This is a genomic window from Aeromonas sp. FL131, assembly GCF_049860615.1.
GTDB lineage: Bacteria > Pseudomonadota > Gammaproteobacteria > Enterobacterales > Aeromonadaceae > Aeromonas > Aeromonas hydrophila.
The window spans coordinates 4,402,501-4,428,864 of sequence record NZ_CP187595.1 but is presented as its reverse complement, the minus strand read 5'-3'; the positions used below and the strand labels follow the sequence as shown (position 1 = coordinate 4,428,864).

25 protein-coding genes are annotated in these 26,364 nt (G+C 60.4%); 20 read left to right on the top strand and 5 right to left on the bottom strand.

The genetic code is table 11. The features are described 5' to 3' along the window. The first annotated feature begins 30 nt into the window (after nt 1–30). The 19 genes from atpE (at nt 31) to ACPW75_RS20530 (ending at nt 19,390) form a co-directional block, all read left to right on the top strand. Nucleotides 31–273 (top strand): F0F1 ATP synthase subunit C, encoded by a 243-nt coding sequence (gene atpE, locus ACPW75_RS20620; protein WP_005307205.1) that lies wholly within the window; start codon nt 31–33, stop codon nt 271–273. A 52-nt stretch (nt 274–325) separates the two neighbouring features. Continuing rightward, nucleotides 326–796, top strand: a complete 471-nt coding sequence (gene atpF / locus ACPW75_RS20615) for a F0F1 ATP synthase subunit B (RefSeq protein WP_011707912.1) — start codon at nt 326–328, stop codon at nt 794–796. Nucleotides 797–809: 13 nt separating this feature from the next. Then, complete coding sequence (atpH, locus tag ACPW75_RS20610; protein WP_011707911.1) at nt 810–1,343, top strand: F0F1 ATP synthase subunit delta; 534 nt, start codon at nt 810–812, stop codon at nt 1,341–1,343. Nucleotides 1,344–1,358: 15 nt separating this feature from the next. Then, the gene (atpA, locus tag ACPW75_RS20605; RefSeq protein ID WP_011707910.1) at nt 1,359–2,900 is read left to right on the top strand and encodes a F0F1 ATP synthase subunit alpha; all 1,542 of its coding nucleotides are present in this window, start codon (nt 1,359–1,361) and stop codon (nt 2,898–2,900) included. A gap of 43 nt (nt 2,901–2,943) precedes the next feature. Beyond that, the gene (gene atpG / locus ACPW75_RS20600; RefSeq protein ID WP_011707909.1) at nt 2,944–3,810 is read left to right on the top strand and encodes a F0F1 ATP synthase subunit gamma; all 867 of its coding nucleotides are present in this window, start codon (nt 2,944–2,946) and stop codon (nt 3,808–3,810) included. Between the two features lie 33 nt (nt 3,811–3,843). Beyond that, nucleotides 3,844–5,232, top strand: coding sequence for a F0F1 ATP synthase subunit beta (gene atpD / locus ACPW75_RS20595; RefSeq protein WP_005307215.1), 1,389 nt, complete (start codon nt 3,844–3,846; stop codon nt 5,230–5,232). Nucleotides 5,233–5,250: 18 nt separating this feature from the next. After that, the gene (locus tag ACPW75_RS20590; protein ID WP_005307217.1) at nt 5,251–5,679 is read left to right on the top strand and encodes a F0F1 ATP synthase subunit epsilon; all 429 of its coding nucleotides are present in this window, start codon (nt 5,251–5,253) and stop codon (nt 5,677–5,679) included. Between the two features lie 94 nt (nt 5,680–5,773). Next, nucleotides 5,774–7,141: a bifunctional UDP-N-acetylglucosamine diphosphorylase/glucosamine-1-phosphate N-acetyltransferase GlmU gene (gene glmU, locus ACPW75_RS20585; RefSeq protein ID WP_077096330.1), complete on the top strand. Its 1,368-nt coding sequence runs from the start codon at nt 5,774–5,776 to the stop codon at nt 7,139–7,141. 20 nt (nt 7,142–7,161) lie between these two features. Next, nucleotides 7,162–8,565, top strand: coding sequence for an undecaprenyl-phosphate glucose phosphotransferase (locus ACPW75_RS20580; protein ID WP_077096329.1), 1,404 nt, complete (start codon nt 7,162–7,164; stop codon nt 8,563–8,565). After that, nucleotides 8,549–9,871 carry an outer membrane beta-barrel protein gene (locus ACPW75_RS20575; protein WP_143238990.1) on the top strand — a complete coding sequence of 441 codons (1,323 nt, stop codon included), beginning with the start codon at nt 8,549–8,551 and terminating at the stop codon, nt 9,869–9,871. The genes ACPW75_RS20580 and ACPW75_RS20575 overlap by 17 nt, the downstream gene beginning before the upstream one ends. Before the next feature lies 1 nt (nt 9,872). Next, entirely contained in the window at nt 9,873–10,412 is a 540-nt protein-coding gene (locus ACPW75_RS20570; protein WP_081398601.1) for a polysaccharide biosynthesis/export family protein, read from the top strand. A gap of 15 nt (nt 10,413–10,427) precedes the next feature. Then, a complete protein-coding gene (locus ACPW75_RS20565) occupies nt 10,428–12,572 on the top strand; it encodes a GumC family protein (RefSeq protein WP_081398600.1) in 2,145 nt (714 codons plus the stop codon). Further along, entirely contained in the window at nt 12,569–13,783 is a 1,215-nt protein-coding gene (locus ACPW75_RS20560) for a lipopolysaccharide biosynthesis protein (RefSeq protein ID WP_077096327.1), read from the top strand. Before ACPW75_RS20565 ends, ACPW75_RS20560 begins: the two co-directional genes overlap by 4 nt. Then, a complete protein-coding gene (locus ACPW75_RS20555) occupies nt 13,780–15,159 on the top strand; it encodes a capsular biosynthesis protein (protein ID WP_232105275.1) in 1,380 nt (459 codons plus the stop codon). Before ACPW75_RS20560 ends, ACPW75_RS20555 begins: the two co-directional genes overlap by 4 nt. Then, on the top strand, nt 15,156–16,157 hold the full coding sequence (locus ACPW75_RS20550; RefSeq protein ID WP_077096326.1) for a glycosyltransferase family 2 protein: 1,002 nt from the start codon (nt 15,156–15,158) through the stop codon (nt 16,155–16,157). The genes ACPW75_RS20555 and ACPW75_RS20550 overlap by 4 nt, the downstream gene beginning before the upstream one ends. 5 nt (nt 16,158–16,162) lie before the next feature. After that, nucleotides 16,163–17,374 (top strand): glycosyltransferase family 4 protein, encoded by a 1,212-nt coding sequence (locus tag ACPW75_RS20545; protein WP_077096325.1) that lies wholly within the window; start codon nt 16,163–16,165, stop codon nt 17,372–17,374. Nucleotide 17,375: 1 nt separating this feature from the next. Continuing rightward, nucleotides 17,376–17,879 (top strand): serine acetyltransferase, encoded by a 504-nt coding sequence (locus tag ACPW75_RS20540; protein ID WP_077096324.1) that lies wholly within the window; start codon nt 17,376–17,378, stop codon nt 17,877–17,879. Beyond that, nucleotides 17,866–18,996, top strand: coding sequence for a glycosyltransferase family 4 protein (locus tag ACPW75_RS20535; RefSeq protein WP_077096323.1), 1,131 nt, complete (start codon nt 17,866–17,868; stop codon nt 18,994–18,996). Before ACPW75_RS20540 ends, ACPW75_RS20535 begins: the two co-directional genes overlap by 14 nt. Beyond that, on the top strand, nt 18,989–19,390 hold the full coding sequence (locus tag ACPW75_RS20530; protein WP_197984393.1) for a hypothetical protein: 402 nt from the start codon (nt 18,989–18,991) through the stop codon (nt 19,388–19,390). Before ACPW75_RS20535 ends, ACPW75_RS20530 begins: the two co-directional genes overlap by 8 nt. A 30-nt stretch (nt 19,391–19,420) precedes the next feature. Here ACPW75_RS20530 and ACPW75_RS20525 read toward each other — a convergent pair whose 3' ends face one another. The 5 genes from ACPW75_RS20525 to blrA form a co-directional block, all read right to left on the bottom strand. Continuing rightward, nucleotides 19,421–20,818: a DUF4832 domain-containing protein gene (locus tag ACPW75_RS20525; protein ID WP_197984392.1), complete on the bottom strand. Its 1,398-nt coding sequence runs from the start codon at nt 20,816–20,818 to the stop codon at nt 19,421–19,423. A 177-nt stretch (nt 20,819–20,995) separates the two neighbouring features. Then, complete coding sequence (creD, locus tag ACPW75_RS20520; RefSeq protein ID WP_077096320.1) at nt 20,996–22,345, bottom strand: cell envelope integrity protein CreD; 1,350 nt, start codon at nt 22,343–22,345, stop codon at nt 20,996–20,998. 118 nt (nt 22,346–22,463) lie between these two features. Continuing rightward, nucleotides 22,464–23,258, bottom strand: a complete 795-nt coding sequence (locus ACPW75_RS20515; protein ID WP_077096319.1) for an OXA-12 family class D beta-lactamase AmpH/OXA-724 — start codon at nt 23,256–23,258, stop codon at nt 22,464–22,466. Nucleotides 23,259–23,333: 75 nt separating this feature from the next. Beyond that, nucleotides 23,334–24,755 (bottom strand): beta-lactam sensor histidine kinase BlrB, encoded by a 1,422-nt coding sequence (gene blrB, locus ACPW75_RS20510; RefSeq protein ID WP_077096318.1) that lies wholly within the window; start codon nt 24,753–24,755, stop codon nt 23,334–23,336. Between the two features lie 34 nt (nt 24,756–24,789). Beyond that, nucleotides 24,790–25,464, bottom strand: coding sequence for a beta-lactam response regulator transcription factor BlrA (gene blrA, locus ACPW75_RS20505; RefSeq protein WP_077096349.1), 675 nt, complete (start codon nt 25,462–25,464; stop codon nt 24,790–24,792). 123 nt (nt 25,465–25,587) lie between these two features. On the opposite strand from blrA, the gene ACPW75_RS20500 reads away from it, so the two are divergent. Next, a complete protein-coding gene (locus ACPW75_RS20500) occupies nt 25,588–26,361 on the top strand; it encodes a DeoR/GlpR family DNA-binding transcription regulator (protein WP_017410463.1) in 774 nt (257 codons plus the stop codon). Nucleotides 26,362–26,364: the final 3 nt, after the last annotated feature.

The window sequence follows — 26,364 nt, the reverse complement described above, 5'->3', positions numbered from 1 at the left end:
TCAATTACATCTAAATAAATGGAGATCCTCATGGAAAACTTGAACATGGACCTGCTGTACATCGCTGCTGCAATGATGATGGGTCTGGCGGCTATCGGCGCGTCCATCGGTATCGGTATCCTGGGTGGCAAGTTCCTGGAAGGCGCTGCTCGTCAACCTGACCTGATCCCTGTTCTGCGTACCCAGTTCTTCATCGTGATGGGTCTGGTGGATGCGATCCCGATGATCGCCGTTGGTCTGGGTCTGTACGTGATGTTTGCGGTTGCTGGCTAAGTCTCAACGACTCCCGGACATAACCCATTAACTAACTAAGAGGACATAGGCTGTGAATATCAACGCCACCCTCCTCGGCCAAGCAATTGCTTTTTTCATCTTCGTAGTGTTTTGCATGAAGTACGTATGGCCGCCGCTGATGGCAGCCATCGAAGCCCGTCAGAAAGCCATTGCTGACGGTCTCTCTTCCGCGGAGCGTGCCAAGAAAGATCTGGATTTGGCCAAGGCCAACGCCACCGATCAGCTGAAAGAAGCCAAGCTCCAGGCTGCAGAAATCATTGAACAGGCTAACAAACGTAAAGCCCAGATCATTGATGAGGCTGCTGCCGGTGCCCACTCTGAGCGGGAAAAAATCCTGGCTCAGGGCCGTGCCGAGATCGAAGCTGAACGTCATCGTGCCAAAGAAGAACTGCGTAAGCAGGTTGCTGCTCTTGCCATTGCTGGTGCAGAGAAGATCCTGGCGCGTCAAATCGACCAGGCTGCCAACAGCGACATCGTCGACAAACTGGTAGCAGAACTGTAACGGGAACGGGGCTATGTCTGAACTGACTACAATCGCTCGCCCCTACGCCAAGGCTGCTTTCGAGTTTGCCGTTGAGCACAAGGCGGTTGACCAGTGGCTGGGGATGCTCGGCTTCGCTGCACAAGTAGCGGAGAACGAGACCATCCACAACCTGGTAAACGGCTCTGTGGCTGCTGAAGAACTGGCAAGTATCTTTGTCGGTATCTGCGGTGAGCAACTCGACGAGCATGGTCAGAACCTGATCCGGGTGATGGCTGAGAATGGTCGCTTGGGTGTGCTGCCGGCGGTCGTTGCTGAATTCGTCGCGTTCAAGGCTGAACTGGATAAAGAAGTTCAGGCTGACGTGATTTCGGCGATCGAACTGACCGACCAGCAGAAAGCCAATATTCAGGCTTCTCTGGAACAACGTCTCGCGCGCAAAGTGAAGCTGAATTGCAGCATGGATGCGTCCTTGATGGCCGGGGTGCTCATCAAGGCCGGTGATCTGGTTATCGACGGTACAGTCCGCGGTAAGCTGGATCGCATGGCTGACGCGCTGCAATCTTGATTGGGGTATTAGAGCATGCAACTGAATTCCACTGAAATCGCCGAGCTGATCAAGCAGCGCATTGCGCAGTTTGATATCAAGAGCGAAGCGCGTAACGAAGGTACCATCGTCTCTGTGAGCGACGGTATCATTCGTATTCACGGCCTGGCCGATGCCATGCAAGGTGAGATGATCGAGCTGCCGGGCAACCGCTACGCTCTGGCATTGAACCTGGAGCGTGACTCCGTCGGTGCGGTGATCATGGGTTCCTATGACGGTCTGTCAGAAGGAATGAAAGTAAAAGGGACTGGCCGCATTCTGGAAGTGCCGGTCGGTCGTGGTCTGTTGGGCCGGGTGTTGAACACCCTGGGTCAGCCGATCGACGGTAAAGGTCCAATCGACAACGACGGCTTCTCGCCGATCGAAGTGATTGCACCGGGCGTTATCGAGCGTAAGTCTGTTGACCAGCCGGTCCAGACCGGTCTGAAAGCCATCGATGCCATGATCCCTATCGGTCGTGGCCAGCGTGAGCTGATCATCGGTGACCGTCAGGTTGGTAAGACCGCCATCGCGATCGACACCATCATCAACCAGAAAGACTCCGGCATTAAGTGTGTCTACGTTGCGATTGGCCAGAAGGCCTCCACCATCGCCAACGTGGTACGCAAGCTGGAAGAGCACGGCGCCCTGGCCAACACCATCGTGGTAGTTGCCTCTGCTTCCGAAGCTGCCGCTCTGCAGTACCTGGCTCCGTATGCCGGCTGCTCCATGGGTGAGTACTTCCGTGACCGCGGTGAAGACGCGCTGATCATCTATGATGACCTGTCCAAGCAGGCCGTAGCTTATCGCCAGATCTCCCTGCTGCTGCGCCGTCCGCCAGGACGTGAAGCTTACCCGGGTGATGTTTTCTATCTGCACTCCCGTCTGCTGGAGCGTGCTGCTCGCGTCAACGCCGAGTACGTAGAGAAGTTCACCAATGGTGCCGTGAAAGGCCAGACAGGTTCCCTGACCGCGCTGCCGATCATCGAAACCCAGGCGGGTGACGTATCTGCATTCGTACCGACCAACGTGATCTCCATCACTGATGGTCAGATCTTCCTGACTTCACAGCTGTTCAACTCCGGTATTCGTCCGGCGGTTGACCCGGGTATCTCCGTATCCCGTGTGGGCGGTGCTGCTCAGACCAAGATCGTCAAGAAGCTGTCCGGTGGTATCCGTACCGCGCTGGCCCAGTATCGCGAACTGGCGGCATTCGCCCAGTTCTCCTCCGATCTGGACGACGCAACCCGCAAGCAGCTGGACCACGGTCAGAAAGTGACCGAGCTGATGAAGCAGAAACAGTACTCTCCGCTGAGCGTGGCTCACCAGTCTCTGGTGCTGTTCGCCGCGGAAAAAGGCTATCTCTCCGATGTCGAGCTGAACAAGATCGTCGACTTCGAAGCCGCTCTGCTCTCTTACGCCAATACCCAGCATGCTGAGCTGATGGCTGAAATCAATGCCAAGGCCGACTACAACGACGCGATCGTTGGCAAGCTGACTGCGTTGCTGGATGACTTCAAGGCAACCCAGACCTGGTAAGCGTGTGTGGCAGCGCGAGCTGCCACCTGATGGAGAGTAAGAGATGGCCGGCGCAAAAGAGATACGTAACAAGATCGGGAGTGTGAAAAACACTCAGAAGATCACCGGCGCTATGGAAATGGTGGCAGCAAGCAAGATGCGCCGTGCGCAAGATCGCATGTCTGCCAGCCGTCCGTACGCTGAAACCATGCGCAAGGTGATCGGCCATATCGCTCAGGGGAACTTGGAATACAAGCACCCCTACCTCATCGAACGTGAGGTCAAGCGAGTGGGTTACATCGTCGTCTCCACCGACCGTGGCCTGTGTGGCGGTTTGAACATCAACCTGTTCAAGGCTGCCCTCAATGATATGAAGCAATGGAGCGCGAAAGGAGCCAAGGTTGACCTGGCTCTGATCGGCAACAAGGCCTCCAACTTCTTTGAACGGCACGGCGCCAAGGTGAAAGCTCATGTCGCAGGACTGGGCGATAACCCGAGCGTCAATGACCTGATTGGTTCAGTCAAGGTCATGCTGAAGGCTTACGACAACGGTGAGATTGACAGGCTGTACCTGGTGTACAACAAGTTCGTCAACACCATGGTTCAGCAACCACGAGTCGATCAACTGCTGCCTTTGCCCGTAACTGAAGACAGCAAGCTCGCCAAGAAACACCACTGGGATTACCTCTATGAGCCGGATCCCAAGCAACTGCTGGATACCCTGCTGATTCGCTACGTCGAATCCCAGGTGTACCAGGGGGTAGTGGAAAACTTGGCAAGTGAACAGGCAGCCCGAATGGTTGCCATGCAAGCCGCGACTGACAACGCCGGTAACCTGATTAACGATCTGCAACTGGTATACAACAAGGCCCGTCAGGCCAGTATTACCCAGGAACTGACAGAGATCGTATCCGGTGCTGCTGCGGTGTAAGGCAAGGGTTATCAAAGGTTTAGAGGATTTGACATGAGTAACGGTTTCATCGTCCAAATCATCGGCGCTGTGGTGGACATCGAGTTCCCGCAAGATGCCGTGCCCCAGGTGTACGATGCACTGAAGGTTGTCAGCGAAGGTCAAGGCCAGGGTCTGGTGCTGGAAGTTCAGCAACAGATCGGTGGCGGCGTCGTTCGTTGCATCACCATGGGCTCCTCCGACGGTCTGCGTCGTGGGTTGGAAGTAGTGAATAGCGGTAAATCCATCCAGGTGCCGGTCGGTGTATCGACTCTGGGTCGGATCATGAACGTACTGGGCGATCCGATCGACGAAAAAGGTCCGATTGGTGAAGAAGAGCGTTGGTCCATCCACCGCGCGGCTCCCAGCTACGAAGATCAGTCCAACAGCAACGACCTGCTGGAGACCGGCATCAAGGTTATCGACCTGGTATGCCCGTTCGCCAAGGGTGGTAAGGTTGGTCTGTTCGGTGGTGCCGGTGTAGGCAAGACCGTCAACATGATGGAGCTGATCCGTAATATCGCGATCGAACACAGCGGTTACTCCGTGTTCGCCGGTGTAGGTGAGCGTACCCGTGAGGGTAACGACTTCTACCACGAGATGATGGAGTCCAACGTACTGGACAAAGTATCTCTGGTTTACGGTCAGATGAACGAGCCGCCCGGAAACCGTCTGCGCGTGGCGCTGACCGGTCTGACCATGGCCGAGAAGTTCCGTGACGAAGGTCGTGACGTGCTGTTCTTCGTGGACAACATCTACCGTTACACCCTGGCCGGTACTGAAGTATCCGCACTGCTGGGCCGTATGCCTTCCGCAGTAGGTTACCAGCCGACCCTGGCCGAGGAGATGGGTGTTCTGCAGGAACGTATCACCTCCACCAAGACCGGTTCCATCACCTCCGTACAGGCCGTTTACGTGCCTGCGGATGACTTGACCGACCCGTCTCCGGCGACCACCTTCGCCCACCTGGATGCGACCGTCGTACTGTCCCGTCAGATCGCGGCACTGGGTATCTACCCGGCCGTTGACCCGCTGGACTCCACCTCCCGTCAGCTGGATCCGCTGGTGGTTGGCAAGGAGCACTACGAGACTGCTCGTGGCGTTCAGACCGTACTGCAGCGCTACAAAGAGCTGAAGGACATCATCGCCATCCTGGGTATGGATGAACTGTCAGAAGAAGACAAACTGACCGTAGCCCGTGCCCGTAAGATCGAGCGTTTCTTGTCCCAGCCGTTCTTCGTGGCAGAAGTGTTTACCGGTTCCCCGGGCAAATACGTGCCGCTGAAAGAGACCATCCGTGGTTTCCAGGGCATCCTGAAAGGCGAGTACGACGATCTGCCGGAGCAGGCGTTTTACATGGTTGGCAGCATCGACGAAGTTGTCGAGAAAGCCAAGAAACTGTAAGCCTCGATAGGAGGGCCCATGGCAGAGATGATCTCCTTTCACCTGGACGTGGTGAGCGCTGAAGGAAAACTGTTTTCCGGTCGCGTGCAGTCCGCTCAGGTATCAGGCTCCGAAGGTGAGCTGGGTCTCCGCCACGGTCATGCTCCGTTGCTGACTGCCATCAAGCCGGGCCTGGTCCGCTTGGTGAAGCAGAATGGAACTGAAGAGGTGCTGTACATCTCCGGCGGCATGCTGGAAGTACAACCCGAAGCCGTGACCGTGCTGGCGGACACCGCGATTCGTGCCGACGATTTGGATGAGGCGAAAGCCCAGGAAGCCAAACGCGCGGCGGAAGAGCGGATCCACAGCTCCCATGGTGATATCGACTACGCCCAGGCCGCTACCGAGCTGGCCAAGGCGATGGCTCAATTGCGGGTCATCGATATCGTCAAAAAGAATTACCGTTAATAACGGTGAGGTAAAAAGCGACCTGCGGGTCGCTTTTTTTTTACTCGTTGGATAGACTCCGCCGAGTATTTCTTCATGTTCCAAAGGTCGAATTATGTCTCTCAACGTCGTGATCCTGGCGGCGGGTAAAGGTACCCGTATGCGCTCCTCCCTGCCCAAGGTGCTGCACCCGGTCGCCAACAAGCCGATGGTTTCCCATGTGATCGAGACTGCCCGCAAGGTCGGTGCCGAGCAGTTGCATCTGGTGTATGGCCACGGTGCCGAACTGCTGAAGGAGCGGATCCAGGCATCCGACCTGAACTGGGTGCTGCAGGCCCAGCAACTGGGGACCGGCCACGCCGTCGCCCAGGCCATCCCGTTCTGGCAGGACGAAGACGACGTGCTGGTGCTGTACGGCGATACCCCGCTGATCCAGCCGGAAACCCTGCAGCGGCTGCTGGCCGCCAAGGCCGCCGACGGCATGGCACTGTTGACCGTGGTGCTGGACAACCCGACCGGCTATGGCCGCATCGTGCGCAGTAACGGCCAGGTGGTCGGCATCGTCGAGCAGAAGGATGCCAATGCCGAGCAGCTGGCCATCCGCGAAGTGAACACCGGCGTGCTGGTGGCCAACGGTGGCCAGTTGCGTCAATGGTTGTCACGTCTGGACAACAAGAATGCCCAGGGCGAGTTCTATCTGACCGACGTGATCGCCATGGCACACGGGGATAATTGCCCGATTGCTGCCGTGCATCCGGACCATGCCATGGAAGTGGAAGGGGCCAATAATCGGGTTCAGCTGGCTCAGTTGGAGCGCAGTTATCAGCAGATGCAGGCCGAGCGGCTGATGATTGCCGGTGTCACTCTGATCGACCCCCTACGCTTTGATTTACGAGGAGTTTTGGATATTGGTGAGGAAGTTCTTATTGATGCAAATGTCATCATTGAGGGCAAGGTGGTGCTGGGCAACCATGTACGCATCGGAGCCGGTTGCGTGCTGAAGGATTGCGTGATCGGCGATCACACCGAGGTGAAACCTTACTCCGTCATCGAGGGGGCTCAGGTGGCAGATCTGTGTTCGGTCGGCCCATTTGCCCGCTTGCGTCCTGGCGCCGTGCTGGAGCAGGATGCGCACGTTGGCAACTTCGTCGAGATGAAAAAATCCCGTCTCGGGGTCGGTTCCAAGTGTGGTCATCTTACCTATCTGGGGGATGCAGAGATCGGCGCCAAGGTGAATATCGGGGCCGGCACCATCACTTGCAACTACGACGGGGTCAACAAGTTCCAGACCATCATCGAGGACGATGTGTTCGTCGGTTCCGATACTCAATTAGTAGCGCCAGTTCGCATCGGCAAGGGAGCAACCCTAGGTGCGGGCTCTACTATTACCAAGGATGTGGGTGAGCATGAACTCGTGATTACCCGGGTACCCCAACGCCACATCCGCAATTGGGCTCGTCCGGTCAAGAAAACTGATAGGTGATATCAGTATGAAGGCCATCCATGAACAAACGAATCATCCGGCTTGCAGATGCAAGCCACAGCCTGTTTTCCCGCTTTGTCGATCTGGTGGGAATATTTATCTCCATGCTGTTGCTGTCCCGGCATTATGGTTTGCTTCATGGATTGGACGAGATGTCCCTGGCTACGCTGGGCATGGTGGTCTTTTTTCTGGTTTCCCAGAACACAGGGCTCTACCGTAGTCAGGTTCGCAATCATCTGGCGCAGTCTCTGCTGCGCCTGTTCAGCACCTGGGTGCTGACTGGTTCTCTGCTTTATCTTCTTATCTGTTTCGTTCCTCTCTTCCAGCCTCATCACGCATTTACGCTGAACATAGGTCTGCTCTGGCTGTCTCTGGCCTGCCTCTCTTCTGCCTGCTATCGACTGTTGTACCGGCTGGTAACCCTCTGCTTCAGTACCCCGTCTCATGGCCGGCGCGTAGCCATCATCGGTGTCACCCCGACAGGTCTCGCCATCGAGAAGTCCCTGTGGGAAAGCCAGACCAATGATATCCAGATGCTGGGTTTCTTTGACGCCCGCAGTGAGGATCGCTTTGGTTACCCGACCCGCAGTCCTGTGCTGGGTGAAGTGGACAAACTGCTGGCGTTGGCGCGTCAGGGGTTGGTGGATGAGGTCTATCTGGCCCTGCCACTGACGGCCAGGGATCGCATCAATCACTATCTGTACGAGCTGTCGGATACCACGGTCGACACCTATCTGGTACCCGATTTCTATGAGTACAGCCTGACTGTTTCCCAAATAAAACGGGTGGGCGACATCTATACCTTCAGCGTGTTCGATTCCCCCTTCGAGGGAGGCTCGGCCTTGCTCAAGCGGATCGAGGATCTGGTGCTGGGTTCGCTCATTCTGCTGCTCATCTCCCCCGTCATGGTACTGGTGGCGTTGGGGGTTCGTCTCTCCTCCCCGGGACCCGCCCTGTTCAAGCAGGATCGCTACGGCCTGGGCGGCAAGCGGATTCGGGTATGGAAATTTCGATCCATGCGGGTCATGGAGAATGATGCCGTGGTGACCCAGGCCACCAGGGGGGATCGCAGAGTCACCCGTTTCGGTGCCTTTCTCCGTCGCACCTCACTGGATGAATTGCCGCAGTTTTTCAATGTGATCCAGGGCTCCATGTCCATTGTCGGTCCCCGTCCCCATGCGGTTGCTCACAACGAACAATATCGCACTTTGGTGGATCGCTACATGCTCCGACACAAGGTCAAGCCTGGTATCACAGGCCTGGCTCAGATAAGCGGATGTCGTGGCGAAACCGATACCCTCGACAAGATGGAAATGCGGATAAAGTTCGATCTCAAGTACATCCAGTACTGGTCGCTCGGACTGGATCTCAAGATCATTTTCCTGACCGTGTTCAAGGGGTTCACTGGTGCATCGGCTTACTAGCCTGGTTTGCGCCGGACTGCTGCTCTCCCCTTCTCTTTCAGTCCGTGCCGACGTCACTCCCGTATCGCATCAGGGGCCGCTTGGCCTGGCGATCCAGACCGAGGTGGCGAGCCGTCATGGTCATGACAGCAACCTGCTGTGGCAGCGTGAAAGTCATCAGGCGATCGATTCCGATTTCATCGGGATCGCCCCGGAATTCCGGATGGTGGGCGAGCGGGGTCTGGATCGTTATCAGCTGAGCTACCAGGGCGACTATCGCCGTTATGACGGCAGTCGGGCCGATGACTATGCGGATCATCAACTTCAGCTCGATGGCAGCTGGCGTTTCTCCCTGCGCAACGCCTTTCAGCTGATGTACCAGTATCGGTTGGGCCACGAGGCGCGTGGCGAGGGCCTTACCGAAGGCTTTCTGCTGCAGGGCGACGAGGGGGATGCCACGTTTGGCTGGTTCAACATCGCCGAGCCGTTGCGCTTCAGGCGCACCGAGCTGGGTGGGCGTTACAGTTATGGCGCCCCCGAGGCCAGAGGCAAGCTGGAGCTGGCCTGGTCCCGCAAGGTGATGCGCTATGCAGACAAGCACCATTATCTGAATGGGTTTGAGCGCTACGTGACCGAGCAGGAGTGGCAGGAGAACACGGCCATCGCCGAGCTGTTCGATCAGGTCAGCCATGTCAGCCGTTTTCGCTACACCCTGCAGGCCAACCTGCGGCGCTACCCTGCCAACCCGAACAAGGACTCTGACGAGTTTTTTCTCATCACCGGGGTGATGAGCCAGCTGACCGGCAAGACCCGGATCGATGCCAATATCGGCGGGATCTACAAGCGTTTCATCAACGATCCGCAGGCGGAGAGCTTCAGAGGACTGAACTGGGATCTGCGTCTGGGATGGCAACCACTCGACTACAGCAACTTCGCGCTGATCTCCAGCCGCACCATTCGTGATCCGGGCGGTGACGGCGGCTATGTCAGCAGCCAGCAATATGGCGCCGAGTGGCAGCACTACTGGTCAGCCAAGGTGGCGACCACGCTCTCTTACCAGGATATCCGCGATGACTATCACCAGTCGGTTGTCTGTGGTCAAGACCATCGCCACCGTCAGGATGAGATCCACCGCTGGGGCATGGGGCTCAGCTATGACCTACGCCCCTCCATCAACCTGGGGTTGAGCTATCAGCTGGCCGATGCCACGTCCAGTTTCAGTGGACAACCCATCGAGATCGGCAGTGGCTCTGGGTCAGCCTGCTACGGGCGGGCGCTAGGTTATGACAAACAACAGCTTTCTCTTTCACTCAAGGTAGCCATTTAACATGAACAAAAGCGTGATGGTGCTTCTGCTTGGCTGCTTGTTCAGCCTGTCAGGCTGGGCCGGTCAAGACCCCTTGAATACCCAGCAGGTCTATCGTCTGGCTGCGGGAGACGAGGTGGAGATCCGGGTCTATGGCGAGCCTGACCTGTCGATGAAGTTCAGGATCGATACCAGCGGCCATGCCAATTATCCCTACCTGGGGCAGGTGCTGCTGATGGGGCGTACCACGGCGGAGGTCGCGGATTTCCTGGCGCATGGCCTCAAGCAAGGGGTATTGCGCGACCCCATGGTGACGGTGAATGTGACCACCTTCCGTCAGGTGTTCGTTGCGGGCGAGGTGGCGCAGCCTGGTGGCTATGAATATCAGCCCGGGTTGACGGTGGAGAAGGCGGTGGCACTGGCGGGAGGATTCACCGATCGGGCGGCTCGGCGTGACATCAGCTTGCGCCTCAACGGCGACGACAGGTTGCTGGAAGAGGTGAGTCTGCAGCAGCGGCTCAATCCCGGCGACATCATCACCATAGAACAAAGCTTCTTCTGAATCAGGACTCCATTCATGTCTTCATTGTTGGTTGAAAATGGCCGTGCGCTCGAGAGTCGCATCGATTTCAGCGCGCCCTGGCGTGCCTTGAAGGCCAATTGGTGGAAGGTAGTGCTGTTTGCCCTGCTGATGACACTGGCGGCGGCGCCCTTCATCCTGGTCATGCCGCCCTATTATCAGGCCAGTGCGGCACTGCTGCTGAAAGCCGACACCGACAGCGCCTCCCCCGTCGAGCCCATCTATCGGGTCGACACCAGCCGGCGCGAGTACTACAACACCCAGTTCGAGCTGCTCAAGTCGCGTCGGGTGGCGGACAAGGTGGTGACCAGTCTGGGGCTGGCCGATGAGCCCGAGTTCAATGGTCAGCCTGACCCGGATGGCTGGTGGGCCCGGCTGAAGGGGTTGGTGCGGGAGCCCCAGATCGAGAGTGAATCGGCGCGTCACCAGCATGCGCTCGATTACCTGGCCAAGCACCTGACCGTCTCGCCGGTGCGCGATACCCAGCTGGTCAGCATAGGTTTCGAATCCCGTTCCGCCGAGCTGGCCGCCAGGGTGGCCAACGAGGTGGCCAAGACCCATATCGCCCTCAGCGTGGAGGAGCGGGTCGATGCCAACACCATGGCGTCCAAATGGAATCAGACCCGGCTGGAGGAGGTCAAGGCCAGTTTGAACCGCCAGGAGCAGCGGCTCGGCGATTTTCTGGCGAGCCACGACTTGCTGACCTTTCGCGGGGTCGATGGTCTGCAGACCGAAGAGCTTGGCATCATCACCAACAAGCATGCGGATGCGCGGGAGCGGCGGTTGGCCGCCCAGGCCGAATATCAGAGTATCCAGGGTTATGGCGGGTGCGATCCGGCGACGCTTGCCTCCTTGCCTGAAGTATCCAACCACCCCCAGATGCAGGATCTGCGTATCGCGCTCATCAAGGCGCAGCAGGCGCTCTCTGAACTCTCCAAGCGCTATGGCCCCAGGCATGAACGCATTCTGCAGGCGCAAGCCCGCATCACGGCGCTCAACACCCAGTCCGACCGGCTGCTGCGCGAGATAGCCAGAGGGATCCAGGAACGTTACCAGAGTGCCCTGCACAAGGAGCAGCAGTACCTGCAGCAACTGGAAGAGAAGAAGCGGGAATTTGCCTCGCTGGCGGTCAAGAAGGATGACTACAACAACCTGAAGAACAACATCGACAAGACCCGCCAGCTCTACAACGAGCTGTTCCGTCGCCAGGAGGAGACCCGGCTCAATGCCCAGTTGCACGAGCCGAGTGCCATCCTCTATGACGATGCTTCCGTCCCGTTGCTGCCCTCCAAGCCGAACAAGCTGCTGTTCCTGCTGATGGTGTTGATCATGGCCGGCATGGTGGCCGTGCTGGTGGTGATCTCCGCCGGTGCCTTGCGCAATACCCTGGACCGTTTGAGCCAGCTTGTCCCGCAGCTCGGAGTGCGGGTGCTTGGCGAGATCCCGCGGCTGGCGGCCCTACAGGAGCAATCCGTGCTGTTGCGGGCCGGGTCGGTCAACCCCAGGGTGGGGGCCTGTGCGGATGATCTCTACGCCATCCTGCGGCTGGAATCGAACCCGCTGCAGCGCATCATGATCACCTCCACCCGCGAAGGGGAAGGCAAGTCCACCCTGGCGGCCCTGTGTGCTGCCAGCTTTGCCCGCCATGAGCGGGTGCTGCTGGTGGACGGCGATCTGCGACGCGGCACCCTCAGCCGCCAGTTAGTTGGCCCGTCAGCCAAACCCGGATTGGCAGAGTTGCTCGCGGCTGAGGCCGAACTTGCCGATTGTCTGGTACAAAAAGAAGGGCTGACCCTGCTGCCGGTGGGGCGTCTGGTCATGTCGCCATTGGCGCTGCTGGGTTCCCCGCTCTGGGCCGAACTGTTGGTCACCCTGACGTATCAGTTTGATCGCATCATAGTGGATACGCCGGCGCTGGAGCTGGGCAAGGATGCCCTGCTGCTGGGGCAACCGCTGGATGGGGCCATTCATGTGATCCAGTCCGGGGCACTGCCCGCCGGGCGCGTGCTGACAGCGTTGGAACAACTCAAGACGACCCGGGTGCCCGTTCTGGGGGCCGTGCTGACCCAAGTGGCCGAGCGCCAGCTGGAAGGGGGCGAGAATCTGAGGCTCTGTGGTGCCCCCAGCCAGGGAGCATTATGAAACTGCTGCGCAGCATCACAACCATAGGCGGCGCTTCCGTGCTTTCCCAGCTGATCGGCGCCCTGTCGGTCTGGTATCTCTCCCACAAGTTCGACATGGCTGCGGTGGGCCTCTATGCCCTGAGTTACAGCGTGGTGCTGATTGGGGCCCAGATCGCCACCTTTGCCTCCCAACTGCTCATTCCCAAGCTGGACGAGGCCGAACTGCCTGCCAACCTGATGTTCACGCTGCTGCAGGTCTGCTTGATCCCCATCCCCTATGTGCTGGGGATAGTCTGCTTTTTTGCGCTGCCGCTGTGGCCCCTTTATCTGCTGACGGTGACGCACGGACTGATCCTGATAGCCGAGAACCTGGCGCTGCGGGCGGGTCATTACCAGCGCCTCGGCTTGCAGCGGATCTGTGCCTCTGCCGTGGTATTGCTCAGTCTGTTGTTGGCGCCAGACATGAGCCGCTTCTATCAGGCATGGGCGCTGTTGTTGCTGCTGGTGATCGGCGGCTGGCTCGGGAGCGCCTTTGACTGGCGCAATATATGGCGGGCCGCGCTGACCCCGCGCCAGCTGGTGCGTTTCTTTTCCCGGCACCGGGCCCATCTGGCCGGGGTGGGCAGCGCCGAGGTGCTGGCCATGGTCACGGCCAACCTGCCGACCCTGCTCATCAACTTCTGGTTTTCACCGCTGGTGGCCGGCTATTTTGCGGTGGTCAACCGCTTCTGTCTGGCGCCCGTGATCATAGTCGGTAACGCCATACGTCATGCCATCTTCTCCCGATGGTCGGACGATTTTCGCCAGCACCGTTTCAACGGACAGGAGTTTCGCAAGGTGAAACTCCTTCTGCTGGCGATGGGCAGTGCGGCAACGCTGGGCATTCTCATCTGCTATCCGCTGGTGATGCGCTGGTGCTTCAATGAGGAGTGGATCGCCTCCATCGACACCTCCCGTTACATGCTGCCCTATGTGTTCACCGCCGTGGCGGTCTGCCCGTTGACCGTGATCGAGCTGGTGTTTGGCTCGCCTGGCTACTTCCTGCGGATCCAGCTTGAACAACTGCTGGTGGTGTTGATCGCCTTCGTGCTGCTGCCCTGGCTGCAACAGGATTATGGCCTCTGTGTGCTGGTGTTCTCCCTGCTGACGGCGCTGCGCTATGGCTTCGTTTATCGGCGGGTAAACCGCCGGGCTGCCGAGTTGCAAGGGCGAATGGAGCCGGCCTCGTGAACAGCGCGCTCATCATGCAGGCCAACCTGCTGCTGTCGCTGGTCATTTGCGGCCTGGCGCAGTATGCCACCGGCATTACCGCCTTCCTCTGGCTGCCATTCCTGCTGGCGATCACCACCCTGTTGCTGCTGCCGCTGCAGACTCGCTATGGCCCGCTGCGGCTGGATTATCAGGAGAAAGTGCTGCTGTCGCTTTATTGCGGGCTGCTGCTGCTGGCTCTGCTCGGTACCCTGCTGCAACAAGGGGCCATGGTCACCCTCATTGGCTTCAAGAACGAGCTGGCGCTCTCTCTGCTGCTGCCCTGCCTGTTGCTCGGTTTCTGTCGCGAGTCGCAGATATATCGCATCATGCGGCTGGTGGACTGGGTCTTCTATCTGCAACTGCCAGTGGTGCTGTTCCAGGTGCTGGTCATAGTGCCGCAACGGGTTGCCCTGCACGGCGAGTTTGAGAAGTGGGATTCGGTGGTCGGCACCTTCGGTGGCGATCCCATGGGGGGCGGCAATACGGGGGCGCTCGGCTTTTTCTGCCTGCTGGTGATGCTGGTCAAGCTCTCCGAATTTCGCCACGGCCTCCTCTCCCTGCGCTCGGTCGTGCTCCACATTCTGCTGGCTTTCGCTATCTGCGTGCTGGGGGAGGTGAAGTTCATCATCCTGCTGTCGCCATTGCTGCTGGCCTGGGTCTGGCTTTCGCCCAGCTATGTCAGGGGCATGCAGAATTATGACATCAAGCGGCTGTTGCTCATTGTTCTGGCCATGGGGGGGCTGGTTGTCATCGCCATGCTCCTGCTGTCGGCATCCTATTCGTCGGCATTCGAGGGGGCTGAGCCGCAGGGGCCGCTCGATCTGTTCATCGACTCCCTCGGTTATGTGTTCGATCCCAACCATATCAATCCGGAAACCGGTGAGCTGGGGCGGGTCACCACCCTCTTCTTCTGGGCCAGCAACGGCGATCACCATGGCCTGAGCAATCTGCTGTTTGGCTATGGTCTCAACACCACCAATCACGGCAGCACCATGCCGGGGTTTCTCAACCCCCTGTTCAACGTGCTGCTGGACTCCACCTCGCTCAGCGTCTTGCTGTGGGAAATCGGCTTGGTGGGGGCTGCGCTGTTCATCGGTCTGGTGGGGTTGCTGCTCTGGTGTTGTCGTCCCCGCCCCCTGTTCGTTCGGGACCGCCTGAGCAAGGCGGATGTGCGGCTGCTCAGCTACCAGCCTGCCTTCATCGCCTTTGGCATCGGCTGCCTGCTCAGCTTGCCCTACAGCCAGCTGCTGATGCTGATCCCCGTGCTGCAGTTCATCTTCTATTTCGTGTTGGGGTCTGCCCTGGTGATCCGTTCATCGGTCCGGCAGGCCAGCTGTTCAAGTGAGGCATCATGAAGCCACAGCCATTCATTTCCGTCATCATCAAGACCTATAACGAGGCGGCAAGGATTGCCGGCACCATAGGCAGTATTCGGGCTGCTCTCGGCGATTATCCCCACAAGATCATAGTGGCGGACAGCCTGTCGACCGATGCGACCCAGACCATTGCCTGCGGGTTGGGGGTGACTGTGGTCAGCCTGACGAACCCGGCCGATCGCTGCTGCGGGGTGGGACCCCAGCTGGGTTATCTCTTCAGCGAGGGGGAGTATCTGCTGCTACTCGATGGTGACATGGCGCTGGAACCTGAATTCACGCCGGCGGCCATCGCCTACCTGCAGGCACATGCCGACTGTGGCGGGGTGGCGGGGCGAGCCGAGATGGATGAGGCCCAAAGCTACGAGTTCAAGTCACGCAAGCAGCGCATCCACAAGATCTATCCGCTCGGCCCCTCCCGCTGGTTGTGCGGTGGCGGCCTGTTCCGGCGCTGCGCCATCGAGCAGATCGGCTATCTTACCAATCGCAATCTGCATGGTTACGAAGAGGCCGAGCTCGGCATCCGGCTGCGTCAGGCGGGTTACCGCCTGGAACGGCTGAATGTGCCCTTCTTCTTTCACCGATCCCACACCCTGGACTCCCTGGCGCTTATCCGGTATCGCTGGCGCATGGGCTATCTGTTTGCCAGTGGCGAGCTGGTGCGCTCGGCCTGGCGCCAGCCCTATTGGCGTGAGGCGTTGACCGTGATCCGCTCCGAACTGCTGTTCGGGCTCTATCTGCTTGTGCTGCTGATCAGCCTGCTGTGCTGGGGTGGTGGTGCGTCTGGCTGGCTGCCCCTGCTTGCGCTGCTCCCCCTGCTCGGTTTTATCACGCTCAAGACCGCCAGGAACCGCTCCCTCGGCGATGCCCTGCGCAGCGTCATGAATCTCTCCATCTATGCGGCCGGGCTGGGGCGTGGCCTGCTGCTGCCCCAGCAGCCTCCCCGCCAGGCCCCCGCCCATCGCCTCATTCAGGAGTAATCACAGTGAAGGTTTTGTTTGCCAACAAGTTTTTTTTCATGAAGGGCGGTGCCGAGACGGTTTTCTTTCAGGAGCGGGAGATGGTGCGTCAGGCGGGTCACCAGGTGATCGAGTTTGCCATGCAGCACCCGGACAACCTGCCCTCGTGCCAGAGCGACTATTTCCCGACCAAGGTCGACTATCACGATCGCCACGGGTTGCTGGATCGATTGAAGATTGCCGCTCGCTTCATTCACCACCAGGAAGCCTGTGAACGGCTGGCCGCCCTGATCCGGGCCGAGCGGCCCGACATAGTCCACTTTCACAATATCTACCATCAGCTCACCCCGAGCATCATACGGGTGGCCAAAGAACTTGGCTGCAAGACTGTGCTGACGGCTCACGACTACAAGGTGGCCTGCCCAAACTACAGCATGCTGGTGAAGGGGGCAGCCTTCGATCTCAAGCGGATCGAGGGTTCCTGGCTCAAGCTGTTTCGCCACCAGTGGCAGGAGGGATCCTGGGGCAAGAGCCTGCTGCTCTCCGCCGAGGCGGCCTGGCAGCAGTGGCGCGGCAACTATGAGTGTGTCGATGCTTTCGTCGCGCCGAGCGCCTTCATGGGGCAGATGATCCGCACTCGGCTACCCCGGGCTCGCATCGAAGTGATCCTCAATGGTGTCGATGTGGAACAGAGCCGCGAGAGTGGGGAGGATCAGGGCTACTTCCTGTTCCTCGGTCGATTGATGACGGAGAAGGGGGTCGAGACCCTGACACGTGCCCACCAGCAGCTGCAGCACAGGGCCGGGCTCAAGATCGTCGGTGATGGGCCCCTGTTCGAACACCTCAGGAGCCATTACCCCGATGCCGAGCTGTTGGGATTCAAGCAGGGGGAGGCCTTGCTCGATCTGCTGCGCCACGCCAGGGCCGTGGTGGTGCCATCGGAATGGTACGAGAACTGCTCCATGTCGGTGCTGGAGGCCATGGCCTATGGCAAACCGGTGATCGGCGCTCGCATTGGCGGCATTCCGGAGCAGATCCGCGATGGCCAGGATGGCTTGCTGTTCGAGCCCGGCAATGCCGATGCGCTGGCCCACTGCATGGATCGGCTGACGGCCGATCCGGCGCTGACGGTGCAGATGGGACAATCGGCTCGCCAGCGGTTGATCGCGCACTACTCCCTCGCCAGCCATCAAAACGCCCTGCTGGCGCTCTATCAGTCATTGCTGGAGGGGCAATAACATGGGCTTCTGGCATGAGCTGAGGGCCGAACTGGCCCTCAATCCGAGCAAGACGGCCCGGCTGTTTCTGCTCAGTTACCGCCTGGGGCAGAGCTACTATCAGGACCGCAACCTGGCCTACCTGCCGAGCCTGCTGTTGCTCAAGGGATTCAAGCTGGTGTGCGGGCTGGATATCTCCCCCAGAGCCAGGATCGACTGGGGTCTGCGGCTCTATCATCCCCAGAATATCGTCATCAACGACGCGGTACGCATGGGGCGTGACTGTACCCTGCGTCACAACTGCACCCTGGGCAACAAGCCGGATCGACACAGCGGCCAGGCAGGTTCCCCCGTCATCGGCGACGGGGTCGAGTTTGGCACCGGCGTCATCGTCATCGGTGCCATCACCATAGGCGACCATGCCAGAGTTGGAGCGGGCGCCGTCGTTACCCGCGCCGTGCCGGCCCGGGCCGTGGCCGCAGGCAACCCCGCCAGAATCATTCGAGAAGACCATGAAGCAGACTAGTGTGACCGTACTCGGTACCCGAGGCATACCCCATGTGCTGGGTGGGGTCGAGACCCATTGCCAGGCACTCTACCCCGAACTGCATCGCCAGTTCGGGCTGGCCGCGACCGTGCTGGCGCGTGCCCCCTATGTGGAATACGACAAGGGGGAATTTGAAGGTGTGGCGCTCAAGGCATTGCCTGCCCCCAGGAGGCGATCGCTGGAGGCCATCCTTCACTCTCTGCTCGCGGCCTTTTACTGCCGCAGTCAGCCCTGCGATCTGGTGCATGTTCACGCCATCGGCCCCGGCCTGGTCGTGCCGCTGCTACGGCTGCTCGGCAAGAAGGTGGTGTTCACCCACCATGGTCCGGATTATGACCGGCAGAAGTGGGGGCGACTGGCCAAGTGGGTGTTGCGGCTCGGCGAACGCTGGGCGGTGCGTTATGCCAACGAGGTGATCGTCATCTCGGAAGTGATCAACGACGCGATCCGCCGCGAATACGATCGCCAGGATGCCCATCTGATCTACAACGGGGTGAGGCCGGCCGAGCTGCCGGGCCCGGAGGCGATCGGCATGACCCTTGGTCATTTCGGACTGGCGCCCGGCGGCTATCTGGTGGCGGTTGGCCGCTTTGTGGAAGAGAAGGGGTTGCACGATCTCATTGCCGCCTATCGCCAGCTGGATACCGAGCTGGTGCTGGTGCTGGTGGGTGATGCCGATCACCCGACCCCTTACAGCGAACGCCTGAAGGTGCTGGCAGACGAGACCCCGGGGGTGATCAGAACCGGTTTTCTCAGCGGAAATGCGCTGGTGAGCGTCTTCTCCCAGGCCGCCCTGTTTGTCATGCCCTCCTACCATGAGGGCTTGCCCATTGCCCTGCTGGAGGCCATGTCCTTCTCCCTGCCGGTGGTGGTGAGCGACATTCCGGCCAACCTGGCGGTCAAACTGCCGGCATCAGCCTATTTCTCCACCGGCGATGTGGCGGCGCTGGCGCAACGGCTGCGGGCACGGCTGACGCTGGGACCGGTGGACTACAGCGAGTATCTCAGGCTGTATGATTGGCCGCGGATTGCCGGTCAGACCATGGCGGTGTATCGCAAGGCGCTGGCTAAGGCAGAAGGAGCCAAAGGTGAATAAGCAGCAGGAACGACATGGCGTCATGGATCGCTTCTACCGGGCCCTGGCGCCCGAGGTGGCCCAGAGCCTGAGCGAGACCCAGCGCTGCGGGATCGAGCAGGCGTTGCGGGTGATGAGCAACGGCAAGTCTCATGCCATCAACGTCAACAGCGCGTTCGGGCTCGGCAACTGGCGCTGCTATCTGGTGGTGCTGGTGGGCAGGGATCGTCGCCGCTCGCAGCGAGAGAGTGGTCTGCGCTTTCAGCTCAAGGTGCTGCTGACCACCCTGTTGCTGCTGACTGGGCTCTGCGGCACAGTGTTGCTGCTCTATCTCATCAAGTCCGCCCTTGGCATCGACATCTTCAAGGACTTCTCGTTCGGGATATGGGACCTGTTCAAGCAGAGTCTGTCGTGATGAAACAGGCTCCCGAGGGAGCCTGCTTGTTCACTGGATGTCGAGCTCGGTCAGCCGATACCAGCCGTTATCCTCTCGCCCGGCGATCCCCAGCTGCAAGGCGGGTTGCTTGTCTCGGCCGATGAAGGCCAGCTCCAGATAGTAGCGGCCAGCAGCTATCCTGCCTGGCAGTGTCAGACTGTCCAGCGTGGTGAAGCCGTGGCCCGGGATCCAGCGCGTCATGTCGTTGCGCGTCACCAGCATGGCGCCGACCTGGCCCTCGTCATTGACCAGTCGGTAGGCCAGTGGCCAGTTCTGGTAGGCCGGCGCCACCCCCTCGTTGTGCCAGTTGCCATTCAGGGTCAGGGTTGTTCCCGGCTGTAGCGGTCCCTTCAGCACCAGCTGATCCAGGACGATGCGATAGCCCATCTTGCGCAGTGCATTGTCGACTATGGCTCGGTACTGGGCCGGGACCGGATCCGATTTCAGGTTGATGGTGGAGACGTGCTGGGCCAGTGCCCAGTCAAACGTCGCCTGCACATCCTCCTGGCTGTATTGCTGCTGGTTTGGCCACTCGCTTAGCTTGCCGCACACCTCGAAACTGACCGGTGCCCGCTGCCAGCTGGTGTCAAAACCGGGGACATGGGCCCGGGCACTGGCCAGCCGCTCGGGGTAGGCATCACGCATGTGGCTCCAGCTTTGGGAGAAGTGATGCCAGTCGCCAAGGCAGTCCGCTCGCCAGCCGGCGCCTTTGCCCACCGCGTATTCGAACATGGGAAGGTGATTGATCAGCATCAGCCTGGGGGTCTTGGCAAAGGCCGCCATCTGCAGATCCACATACTGCTTGAGCAGGGCGCTGGAGTAGCGTTGCTCCAGCGTCGGGCCCGGGAAATTGCTCATGTGCCATTCGCCCCATGAACCTATCATGCCGATGTCGATATGACTCAGGGCCGGGTTGCCATCGTAACGAGCCCCCAGCGCCTGAAACAGCCGCTTGCTCCGTTCGATGAACAGGGGGTCGCCATAGTCGGGCACGAAGGTCTGGTGATCATTGACCCACTCCCCCCGGATCCCCTTGTCGATGAGCCAGCCCGGGATCTTGCTGCCCGAGAAGGGTTCATCCAGCGTCATGACCCTGAGTGCCACCATCTGCCTGGGCGTCTCGTGCTGTGCCTGCGCGATCGCGGCATCGATCAGGGCAAAGTTGTATTGGCCCTCTGCGGGCTCCAGCTCGCTCCAGTAGAAACGAAAGTAGTCGACCGTGGTGGTGGGGTGCTGCTCCAGGGACAGGGTCTGGCCCCAGCTGTCGTGGAACTCCTCGAGCCCGACTCCCGGGTTGTTCAGCAGGTCATTGACCGGCTCCGGATTCAGGGTGAGCGTGCCTGCCAGAGCGCCGTGAGCCCATAGCAAACCCGAGTAGAGCAGGAGCCTGCCCTGATGCATCTTCATCTTGTTGCCTATGCGTGTGGGGTATTGAGTACATGCTAAGTAATTCTCCGGTAAAGACCCAGTCGGTTCGAGGGATTTTAAAAAGAACCAACTGGGGCTTATGTCACGTTAGTCAGGCTTTGACGGAAGGCTGAGCCGACAGGCATGGAGCAGGCTCTCCATGGTGGCCGTCGTGTCTTACCTGGCTGAGGTCTCAGACTGGCTGCCCATCACCCGATACCAGTCCAGCTTGCGGGTCAGCACCATGACCAGCGTCAGGATGGCGAACAGCAGCAGGGCGCCGAGCAGCAGAGCTATCTCCTCGGCCTGCAGCAAACCGAACAGGATGGCGTAGACCAGCCCGAGCAGGGCCGCGAAGCCGAGCCCCTGTCTGGGGCCGCCCAGCACATGGCTGAGGTAGAAGCCGTTGAGGGCCACGCTGGCCAGGGTGGCAATCAGATAGGCCCAGGCAAAGCCGAGGTGTTCGGTCAGGGCCAGCAGCACCAGATAGAAGATGGCCAGCCCCATGCCCACCAGCGCGTACTGGATCGGGTGCACCCGCAGCCCCTTGAGCAGCTCGAACATGAAGAAGCTGAGGAAGGTGAGGCCGATGAACAGCAGCGCATACTTGGCGGCCCGCTCGTTCTGCTGGTAGTGATCCACCGGCTGCACCAGGCTGACGCTGAAGGCAGGCAGATCGCCGCTGGCACCCTTCATCATCCGGTTGAAACGGCTCTCCATGTCGGTGGCAAACCAGCTGCTCTGCCAGCTGGCCTCGAAACCACTGCTGGTAAGGGTGCGGCTGCCCGGCAGAAAGTCACCGATGAAGTTGGGGTGGGGCCAGTTGCTGGCGAGGTTGAGCCTGCTGTCCTGGCCGAGCGGCACCACTTCCAGCTGGTTCATCCCCTGCAGATCCAGCTCGATGTGAAAGGCGCCGTCTGCTCCCGGCAGGGTGGCAAGCGGTGCATGGATACCGGCCAGCCCGTCACCCAGCAGGGCGCCGGGAGCAAACGGGATGCGTTGTTCCCCCAGTTGCAGCTCAGGCACCCGGTTGATGCCGCGGGCATCGGACAGCACCAGGCTCAGATAGGGTTTGCCCGCCACCAGGGCGGGATCGGCGCCATCGACGGTCAGATCCGGTTCGCCGCTGATCAGGGTCTTACCGTTCAGTTCGGCAGGCAGTCGCCCGGAGAGGGAGAGCCGGGTGTGATAGACCTGGGCCTGGTAGATACCGAGCTTGCGCGGGGTCACCTCCATGCTGGCCTGCACATCCAGCTGTTCTGGCAGCAGGTAGCGGTAGAGCTGCAGTTTGCGCTCGAAGCGCTTGCCATCCTGCTCCACCGTGACTGTGCGGGTATAAGGCTGCACCACGACTGGCCCCAGCAGTCGCTGCGGGCCGCTGCTGCTGGCCATGATGCTGTGGATGGCCTGGTTGCGATAGGCCTGGCGCTCCCGGTTCAGCTCCATGATGGATTGCACCGGCACCATCAGCAGCAGGCTGAGCAACAGCAGCAGAAAGATCTTGTGGCTGAATATCTGTTTGACCATGACACGTCTCCTTGTTGATGGCGCCGAGTGTGACGGTCGTGGGTGAAGGGGAGATGGGGCTGTGTGAAGCGGGGGTGAAGGGGGATAAAAAAACCGGCGCCTGGCGCCGGTCTGGGTATCACAGGGTTTTCAGTTTGGCCGGCAGGGCGGCCAGCACCTCTTCCTTGGCCTTGAGCGAGGCGAACTGTTTGCCGGGTTTCTGCACCACGGTATGGACGAAGATGAGCTGTTTGCCCGGCTTGCTGGCCCAGCCGACGAACCAGCCGATCTGCTGCTCCCGGTTGAGGCTGCCATCCAGCTTCTTCGGGTAGCCCATGCCGGTCTTGCCGTGGATCTGCCAGCCGTCGCTCTCGCTCACCTTGAGGATGTTGGCGGTGTACTGCAGGGTTTGCGCCGACACCGGCAGCTTGCCGCTCACCATCTTGCCGAGGAAGCGGGCCTGCTCCTGTGGACTGATGGCAAGGCTGGAACTGAGCCAGGCCTGGGTCAGACCGTCGTGCTTGCCAGGATTGCCGGAGAGATCCCGGTTGCCGTAGTCAAAACGGTCGACGTACTGCTGGAAGCGCTCCATCCCCAGCCATTCGGTGATCTGCTGGGAGAACCAGACCACCGAGTAGGTTTCCCAGCGGCGCGGGGTGGTTGTTTCCCGCCAGGCGGGCAGCCAGTCGTCGTAACCCGGCTTGAAAGGCAGTGCCGGGTGCTCTTCGTCCACCAGAAAGCCGCTGTCGTAGCCCATCAGCGCCAGCGGGATCTTGAAGGTGGACGCGGGTGGCAGCTGGCTTGAACAATCCCCTTCGCTGGAGAGGGCCTGGCCGTTGCCGTCGGCATAGAGAAAGCAGCCGGTGGCGGCGCTGGCCGGCAGCGAGAACAGCAGGCCTGCGCCGAGCAGGCCGGATAACAGAAGGCGGGACATGGGGTCTCCTTGAGCACATAGAGTTCGCTGGGAAAACATCAGCATAGCGCCGCTTTATGTGGCCAGTGTGAAGTGTCAGCCCGCCGGTAACCAGAGCTCGGCCAGTACCCCGCCGTCAGGCTGGTTGGCGAGGGTCAGCCGGCCACCGTGCTGGCGGGCCACCTCGGTGGCGAAGCTGAGCCCGAGGCCGCTGCTCTTGCCCTTGTCGGGTCTGGGCAGCGAATAGAAGCGCTCGAAGATACGCGGCAGGGCGTAGTCCGGAATGCCGGGCCCCTGATCCCGCACCCGGAAGCAGTAGCCTCCCTCCTCCATGGCCCCGCTCAGTGCCAGGGTGCCGCCGATGGGAGAGAAGTCGAGGGCGTTGTCCAGCAGGTTGCCGAGGGCCTGCTCCACCAGCAGCGAGTCCCACTTCTGTTTCTGGGCCTCGCCGAGTTCGGCCACCAGCGTCACCTGACGGCGCTGGGCCAGGATCTGGCGGGCATCGAGTACCCGTCTGCCCAGCCTGGCCGGCTCGACGGCCTGCCTGTCCAGCCCCTGCCCCGACTCCAGTTTGGCCAGCTGCAGCATCCGTTCGATCAGCTGCTGCATGCGGGCCGTCTCCAGATTGATGTTGCCGATAAAACGGGTAGCCACCTCGGGTGGCGGCGCCTCGGCCAGGATCTCCCCTGCCCCGCGAATGGCGGCCAGCGGGCTCTTGAGTTCGTGGGTCAGGCTGTGCACATAGGCTTCGATGTAGGCCTTGCCGTCCAGCTGGCGACGCATGGTTTCCAGGGAGCGGCCGAGCCGATCCAGTTCCGGGCTGTAGAGGCGCGGCAGGCTGGCGGGCTGACCCTGGCTGACCGCATCGGCGTAGTGCACCAGCTTGCCGATGGCGCGGTTGAGCCACCATACCAGCAGGGCGCCGATCAACAGCGAGATGAACAGCAGCAGCGCCGCCCCCTGCAACAGCTGGTGTTCGCTGCGCTCTATCATGGGCAGCAGGGTACGGTTGGGCTTGGCGACGGTGAGGGAGCCGAGGATATCGTCCCCCTCCCGCAGCGGTGCGGCCACGTGCATCACCGAACTGGCGGGATCGTCGGGGTCGCTGCGGGTGCTGCGGGCGCCGTATTCGCCGCGCAGGGTGCGATAGACATCGTTCCAGCGCGAGTAGTCCTTTCCCAGATCCACCCCGTCCGAGTCGTACACCACCTTGCCCCAGCGATCGACCACATAGATGCGGTACTCCGCCTGCTGTTTGAGGTGGCCGTCGATCAGGGCGTTGATGGGGCTCTGGTTGAGGCGGGCGAAGGCGCTGGCCAGCCGGCCATCCGCCATCTTGCCTTCCTGCAGGTCATCCAGCGCCAGCGGTGCCAGCATCTGGGCCATGTCCACCAAGGTATCTTCGGTGGCGCTGCGCACCCCGGGTTTGATCTCCTCGACGAAGATCTCCAGCACGAACCAGGCGGCCAGCGCGAAAATCAGCACCAGCCCGCACAGCAGTTGCAGCCCGATCCTCATGGCGTCCTCCGGCCGGTGTCAGGCCATCCTCTGTTCATGCCAGCTCCAGGCTGTAGCCGAGCCCGCGATGGGTCAGGATCAGGTTGGCGTGGGGATCCCGCTCCCGCAGCTTGGCGCGGATGGTCTTGATGTGGGTGTCCACGGTGCGATCCAGACTCTCCTCCGCCCCGCTCCACACCAGATCCATCAGCTGCTGGCGGGAGTAGACCCGGCCCGGCGCCTGCATCAGGGTCTTGAGCAGCAGGTATTCGTAACGGGTGAGCGCCAGCGGCTGGCCGTGAAAGCTGATGCGGGCCCGCTCCTCGTCCAGCGCCAGCAACTGGCTCGGTGGGGGCGTGGTTGGCTGGCTGCGGCGCAGGATGACCCGTACCCGGGCGCACACCTCCCGTGGCGAGAAGGGCTTGGCCACATAGTCGTCGGCCCCGATCTCCAGTCCGATCAGCCGGTCTATCTCCTCGCTGCGGGCGGTGAGAAACATCAGCGGGGTATCGCACAGTGCCCGCACCTGTTTGCACAATTCGAAACCGCTGATGTCCGGCAGCCCCACATCCAGGATCAGAAAGTCGGGGCGCGTCTGTTCCAGTCGCGCCAGCAGCGGTTGGCCGAGGGAAAACCACTCCACCTCGAAACCGTCGGTTTGCAGCGCGTAAATCAGGGTGTCGGCGATGCTGGCTTCATCTTCCACCAGCCAGATGGTTCGTTTTTGCATGGCATCCTCGTCGCAAATCAGCTGCCCCATTCTGGCATCGAACCAAATCGGATCCTATTTGCCGTTTGATTTTTTCAAAAAAGGTATTAATATTTCGCCATTCTTTCGAATCGAAACTTAAAGATGACCAAACGTAATACTCAGCAGCGCCGTCACACCATAGTGAGCCTGGTGCAGGAGCAGGGTGAAGTGAGCGTCGATGCCCTGGCCAAACACTTCGCCACCTCCGAAGTGACCATCCGCAAAGATCTGGCGGTGCTGGAGACCGGTGGCCTGCTGCTGCGCCGTTACGGCGGTGCCGTTCCCCTGCCCTCCGAGATGGTGGTGGAGAGCAATCCCGAGCAAGTTTCGAAACGAAAGCTGGCGATTGCCCGTGCGGCTGCCGAACGGATCCGTGATCACAATCGCGTCATCATCGACAGCGGCAGCACCACCAGCGCCATGATCCCCATGCTGGGCAACAAGCGCGGCCTCATCGTGATGACCAACTCCCTCAACGTGGCCGGCGCCCTGCGCGAGCTGGAGAACGAACCCACCCTGCTGATGACCGGTGGCACCTGGGATCCCCACTCCGAATCCTTCCAGGGGCAGGTGGCGGAGCAGGTGCTGCGCTCCTATGACTTCGACCAGCTGTTCATCGGCGCCGATGGCATCGATCCTGAACGCGGTACCACTACCTTCAACGAGCTGGTGGGCCTCTCCCGGGTCATGGCCGAAGTGTCGCGGGAGGTCATCGTCATGGTGGAGTCGGAGAAGATCGGCCGCAAGATCCCCAATCTCGAACTGCCCTGGTCCGGCATCCATACCCTGGTGACTGACGAGGGGCTGGCCAGTGCGGCCAGAGAACAGATCCAGGCCAGGGGGATCCAGCTGATTTGCGCCCCCGTGGCCGTTTGACCT

Bases quoted from the DNA above. Each gene is read 5' to 3' on its own strand.
- ACPW75_RS20560 (WP_077096327.1), top strand. From the start codon at position 12,569: ATGAAACTGCTGCGCAGCATCACAACCATAGGCGGCGCTTCCGTGCTT.
- ACPW75_RS20525 (WP_197984392.1), bottom strand. From the start codon at position 20,818: ATGAAGATGCATCAGGGCAGGCTCCTGCTCTACTCGGGTTTGCTATGG.
- ACPW75_RS20565 (WP_081398600.1), top strand. From the start codon at position 10,428: ATGTCTTCATTGTTGGTTGAAAATGGCCGTGCGCTCGAGAGTCGCATC.
- ACPW75_RS20580 (WP_077096329.1), top strand. From the start codon at position 7,162: ATGAACAAACGAATCATCCGGCTTGCAGATGCAAGCCACAGCCTGTTT.
- atpA (WP_011707910.1), top strand. From the start codon at position 1,359: ATGCAACTGAATTCCACTGAAATCGCCGAGCTGATCAAGCAGCGCATT.
- ACPW75_RS20500 (WP_017410463.1), top strand. From the start codon at position 25,588: ATGACCAAACGTAATACTCAGCAGCGCCGTCACACCATAGTGAGCCTG.
- atpH (WP_011707911.1), top strand. From the start codon at position 810: ATGTCTGAACTGACTACAATCGCTCGCCCCTACGCCAAGGCTGCTTTC.
- blrA (WP_077096349.1), bottom strand. From the start codon at position 25,464: ATGCAAAAACGAACCATCTGGCTGGTGGAAGATGAAGCCAGCATCGCC.
- ACPW75_RS20535 (WP_077096323.1), top strand. From the start codon at position 17,866: ATGAAGCAGACTAGTGTGACCGTACTCGGTACCCGAGGCATACCCCAT.
- ACPW75_RS20515 (WP_077096319.1), bottom strand. From the start codon at position 23,258: ATGTCCCGCCTTCTGTTATCCGGCCTGCTCGGCGCAGGCCTGCTGTTC.
- ACPW75_RS20550 (WP_077096326.1), top strand. From the start codon at position 15,156: ATGAAGCCACAGCCATTCATTTCCGTCATCATCAAGACCTATAACGAG.
- atpE (WP_005307205.1), top strand. From the start codon at position 31: ATGGAAAACTTGAACATGGACCTGCTGTACATCGCTGCTGCAATGATG.
- glmU (WP_077096330.1), top strand. From the start codon at position 5,774: ATGTCTCTCAACGTCGTGATCCTGGCGGCGGGTAAAGGTACCCGTATG.
- creD (WP_077096320.1), bottom strand. From the start codon at position 22,345: ATGGTCAAACAGATATTCAGCCACAAGATCTTTCTGCTGCTGTTGCTC.
- ACPW75_RS20570 (WP_081398601.1), top strand. From the start codon at position 9,873: ATGAACAAAAGCGTGATGGTGCTTCTGCTTGGCTGCTTGTTCAGCCTG.
- ACPW75_RS20540 (WP_077096324.1), top strand. From the start codon at position 17,376: ATGGGCTTCTGGCATGAGCTGAGGGCCGAACTGGCCCTCAATCCGAGC.
- ACPW75_RS20590 (WP_005307217.1), top strand. From the start codon at position 5,251: ATGGCAGAGATGATCTCCTTTCACCTGGACGTGGTGAGCGCTGAAGGA.
- blrB (WP_077096318.1), bottom strand. From the start codon at position 24,755: ATGAGGATCGGGCTGCAACTGCTGTGCGGGCTGGTGCTGATTTTCGCG.
- atpG (WP_011707909.1), top strand. From the start codon at position 2,944: ATGGCCGGCGCAAAAGAGATACGTAACAAGATCGGGAGTGTGAAAAAC.
- atpD (WP_005307215.1), top strand. From the start codon at position 3,844: ATGAGTAACGGTTTCATCGTCCAAATCATCGGCGCTGTGGTGGACATC.